The 3,590-nt window shown below is 43.3% G+C and carries 3 protein-coding genes and 1 tRNA gene; 1 reads left to right on the top strand and 3 read right to left on the bottom strand.

The window, feature by feature from the left end; genetic code table 11:
* Positions 1–385: 385 nt before the first annotated feature.
* Positions 386–469, top strand: a tRNA-Leu gene (locus DW938_RS14285).
* 96 nt (positions 470–565) lie between these two features.
* Here the strand turns inward: DW938_RS14285 and DW938_RS14280 are convergent.
* From DW938_RS14280 to DW938_RS14270, 3 genes are read right to left on the bottom strand one after another with little or no spacing between them, the layout of a single operon-like run.
* The gene (locus tag DW938_RS14280; RefSeq protein ID WP_181984472.1) at positions 566–2,272 is read right to left on the bottom strand and encodes a recombinase family protein; all 1,707 of its coding nucleotides are present in this window, start codon (positions 2,270–2,272) and stop codon (positions 566–568) included.
* Positions 2,253–2,513, bottom strand: coding sequence for a hypothetical protein (locus DW938_RS14275; RefSeq protein WP_117878667.1), 261 nt, complete (start codon positions 2,511–2,513; stop codon positions 2,253–2,255). The genes DW938_RS14280 and DW938_RS14275 overlap by 20 nt, the downstream gene beginning before the upstream one ends.
* A 9-nt stretch (positions 2,514–2,522) precedes the next feature.
* Positions 2,523–3,359: a ParB/RepB/Spo0J family partition protein gene (locus DW938_RS14270; protein ID WP_242992563.1), complete on the bottom strand. Its 837-nt coding sequence runs from the start codon at positions 3,357–3,359 to the stop codon at positions 2,523–2,525.
* Between the last annotated feature and the right edge of the window lie 231 nt (positions 3,360–3,590).

The following is a 3,590-nucleotide window of genomic DNA, read 5'->3' as shown; positions in this document are numbered from 1 at the left end:
TGCTTTTTGGCAAGATCGCAGCCTTTTTTCTTGGGAACTTTTTTTACAGCCCCTTTTTTTGTTGAAAAAATTCATAATGAGTAAAACTGTTCCACCTTGGGCAGCGGAGTGGTTTGAATTTTTTTTACAAGGTTGTGTAGATATACCGTGTAGTATGCTTTGCTTTAGAATATCTAGCCCAACAGAACTGTTATACCGCCCGACTGATTTGTCAATAGCGAAGCTCGAACATATACAAATGAGTATGCGATATGTATATTTATAAATAGTCGAATTTTTTTGAAAAAAAAGCCTTGACAATAGAAAAAATAAATGCTATAATAATTAAGCTGAATGACACGGAACACGAACAAAACGAAAAAGTTCAGCGAAAAGAATAGCAAATGCGGCAGTGCTGGAATTGGCAGACAGGCACGTTTGAGGGGCGTGTGTCCTTGACGTACGGGTTCAAGTCCCGTTTGCCGCACCATATCGAGTATTCATAAGGGATTTGACTTTATGAATACTCGATTTTTCTATTTAATGCGGCTTTATGTACGGAGCAGGTTTTCGCCTGCTCCTTTTGCTATGCCGTTTTCGGCTCGGTTAAATACTCAACCGCGACACCTTTTCGTGTATCGACGACGATATTCGATCTGTGGGATACTTCGGGTATCTCCACATATCCGACAAAGCGATAATAGATAACGATTCTCTGCGTTCGGTTTTTACCTTTGCCCTCTGTTTCAAAAACATCAATATGGTCGATGAGTTCACGAAGCAGCGGTGCGGTCAGCCTGTCCATTCGCATAAACCTGCGGATTGCCGAAGTGAAATTCTCGCGTTCCTGTTCGCGCTGTCCGCATTCGGAAAGCTTTTGGCGGAGCGTTTTAATTTTTGCTTTCAGCTCCAGCCTTTCCGTTTCATACTTGTGGGACAACTGCATAAACCATTCGTCACTCACTTTGCCGACAGCGTTATCCTCATACAGCTTTTCGTATAGACGCGATACGGTATCGTTGCGAGCAATAGCTTTTTGAAGTTCTGCTTCGTCGTGCTTCTTTTCCTTCAAAAGCTCTTTATCGGTCTTTTGAGCAAGCAGCTCGGCAAAGGCTTCCTCATCCGCAGCCAAAAATTCTGCCATTCTCCGCAGCTCCAGCATTACCACCTGCTCGATGGCTTCTGCTCTGACATAGTGTCTGCCGGGACATTCTCCTCGGTAATCTACCTTGTTGTTTGCACACACGAAATAGTGAATGTCCTTGTTGATAGTATTCGTATGATGACGAAGCTTACCGTGACAATCACCGCAGAACAGCAAATCGCAGAATATGCTTTTCTCGCCGTTTTTCGGTTTTGGCGCACGGCGTTTGGTTTTGGCTATGAGCGTCTGTACCTTTTCAAAATCACTCCGTGCAATAATCGGCTCGTGAACATCCTTGAATATCGCCCAATTCTCAGGATCGTTCGTAAGTCTTGTTTTGTTCTTAAAAAACTTTGAGCAGGTCTTGAAGTTGATTACATCACCGCAGTATTCCTGCTGAGACAGAATCTTTTGTATTGTCGTCTTGCACCATTTGTACGGATTAGGCTGTGTTTTCTTTCCGCCTCTCGGCAAGCCTTTGCTTTGCCAATACGCCATAGGAACAAGTATTTGTTTCTCCTGCAATATTCGCGCGATAGTTTCGTTGCCCTTGCCCTCAAGACACATTTTAAAAACGCTTTTTACCACATCCGCCGCCTCCGGGTCAATAACCCACTTCTTTTTGTTTTCAGCGGATTTCATATACCCATATGGCGGTTGGGATAACGGTTCTCCCATTGAACCGCGCAAGCGATGCGATGAACGAATTTTCTTGGATATATCCCGTGCATACATTTCGTTTAAGATGTTTTTGAAAGGGGCAATTTCGCTCTCGCCCTCCTCGCTGTCTATTCCGTCATTAACGGCAATAAACCGAACATCATGGTCCGGGAAATATACATAGGTATAATTTCCTACCGAAACATAATCTCGTCCAAGTCGGGACAGGTCTTTTACCATTACGGCATAGATATATCCCATTTCAATATCGGAGAGCATCTGTTGAAATCCCGGTCGGTTGAAGTTGGTTCCTGTGTATCCGTCATCCACATAGAATTTTATATCGGTCAATCCTTTTTCCTTTGCCTTTTGCGAAAGCAGCGTTTTTTGATTGACAATTGAATTGCTTTCACCGTCCATTCCGTCATCACGGGACAAACGGCAGTAAAACGCCGTTATCCCGATTTTGTTATTCTTTTTCGGCTGCATTATGATCCTCCATCCCGGCAGCCGTACAATCATATTCGGTGCTTATTATATTACTTGTACCGACAGACGGCAAATCTGCGAAATCGCTTGTGAGATAACTCCCTATACGGTTATTCAGCATAGTATTCTCTTTGGGTTCTTTATAGTTGGGCTTTTGAAATCCCGACTCAACCACATATCTTACACTGTTAATAACATATTCCTGCGGTGCGGCGCCGAAGCCTACAATAAACTTATTCATAAGCCCACCTTATCTCGCGTCGCGGTTGTGATGACGGTTATATTCATTTTTGACAAGCTTAAGCAGGTATTCCAGCATTTCAGCTGGTGTCATAGAGGACGGTACATATTTGCGAATATCGTCCATCGGGATTTTCAGCTTTTCCACCTGATTGGGTTTAACCTCTGCCATAATTCCGGCTACGGTATCATAGTCAAGTGTGCCTTCTTCAAAAGCGGCGCGCATACGGCGGGCTTGTGCGTGCGACGGAAAGCTTTCGGTTTCGTCAATACGGTCAACAATATCTCGCTGAGCTTCTTCATTAAGGAAGGAAAGCTCATAAGCCGGAAGCATTTTCATTTTGCCACTGTCTACAAACTCTTGAAGCTCGGGAACGAGATGGGTTAAACGAATTAGGCGCTGAACGGTTTTATAGTTATCTCCGCTTTCGGCGCCGATTTTTGCCGTTGTCCTATTATCATCTAACTTCGGGACATTTTGTCCCAAAGCTTTGCCTTGGTGCTTAATCGCATCAAGCTTCATTCTGTAAGACCACGCCTTTTCCATAAGGGATAGATTTTCACGCTGACAGTTTGAATCTACCATTAAAATCGTGGCTTGGTCACGGTCGATAAAATGAACAACCGCCGGGACTTCTTTCATTTCAAGAAGCTCGGCGGCGTGTACTCTGCGGTGTCCGGATATAATTTCGTATTCGTCAGGCTTGTCATCAATCGGGCGGACAATAATGCGGTTTAGAAGTCCGTATTCTTTGATACTCTCTACAAGCTCTGTCATGGAGCTATCGTCAAGCACCTTATACGGGTGATTCTCAAACGGGTGTAGTTTCTCAAGCTTAACGTTCATTAGCTTCGGTTTGGGTTACTTTACTACCTTTTCGACAGACGTTTTGGTTTCGTTTTTCATTCAACATATTCCTTTCGTAATTCATTTTTCTTTTTGTCTGCCGTCTCTTGTAGAAAATTGTGTATACAAAAATATGATTGAAACGGCAGCGTAGTTGGTTTGTTTCATAATTATGGTTTTGTCAATATCACTTGACACATTTTATTCGAACAAGAATTATGCAGCGAGAAA

Origin of the sequence: Ruminococcus sp. AM43-6, from assembly GCF_003461785.1 — a bacterium.
Taxonomy (GTDB): Bacteria; Bacillota; Clostridia; order Oscillospirales; family Ruminococcaceae; genus Hominimerdicola; species Hominimerdicola aceti.
The sequence above is the reverse complement of the archived record's forward strand: the minus strand, read 5'-3'. Positions and strand labels throughout refer to the sequence as shown.

Bases quoted from the DNA above. Each gene is read 5' to 3' on its own strand.
- DW938_RS14280 (WP_181984472.1), bottom strand. From the start codon at position 2,272: ATGCAGCCGAAAAAGAATAACAAAATCGGGATAACGGCGTTTTACTGC.
- DW938_RS14275 (WP_117878667.1), bottom strand. From the start codon at position 2,513: ATGAATAAGTTTATTGTAGGCTTCGGCGCCGCACCGCAGGAATATGTT.
- DW938_RS14270 (WP_242992563.1), bottom strand. From the start codon at position 3,359: ATGAACGTTAAGCTTGAGAAACTACACCCGTTTGAGAATCACCCGTAT.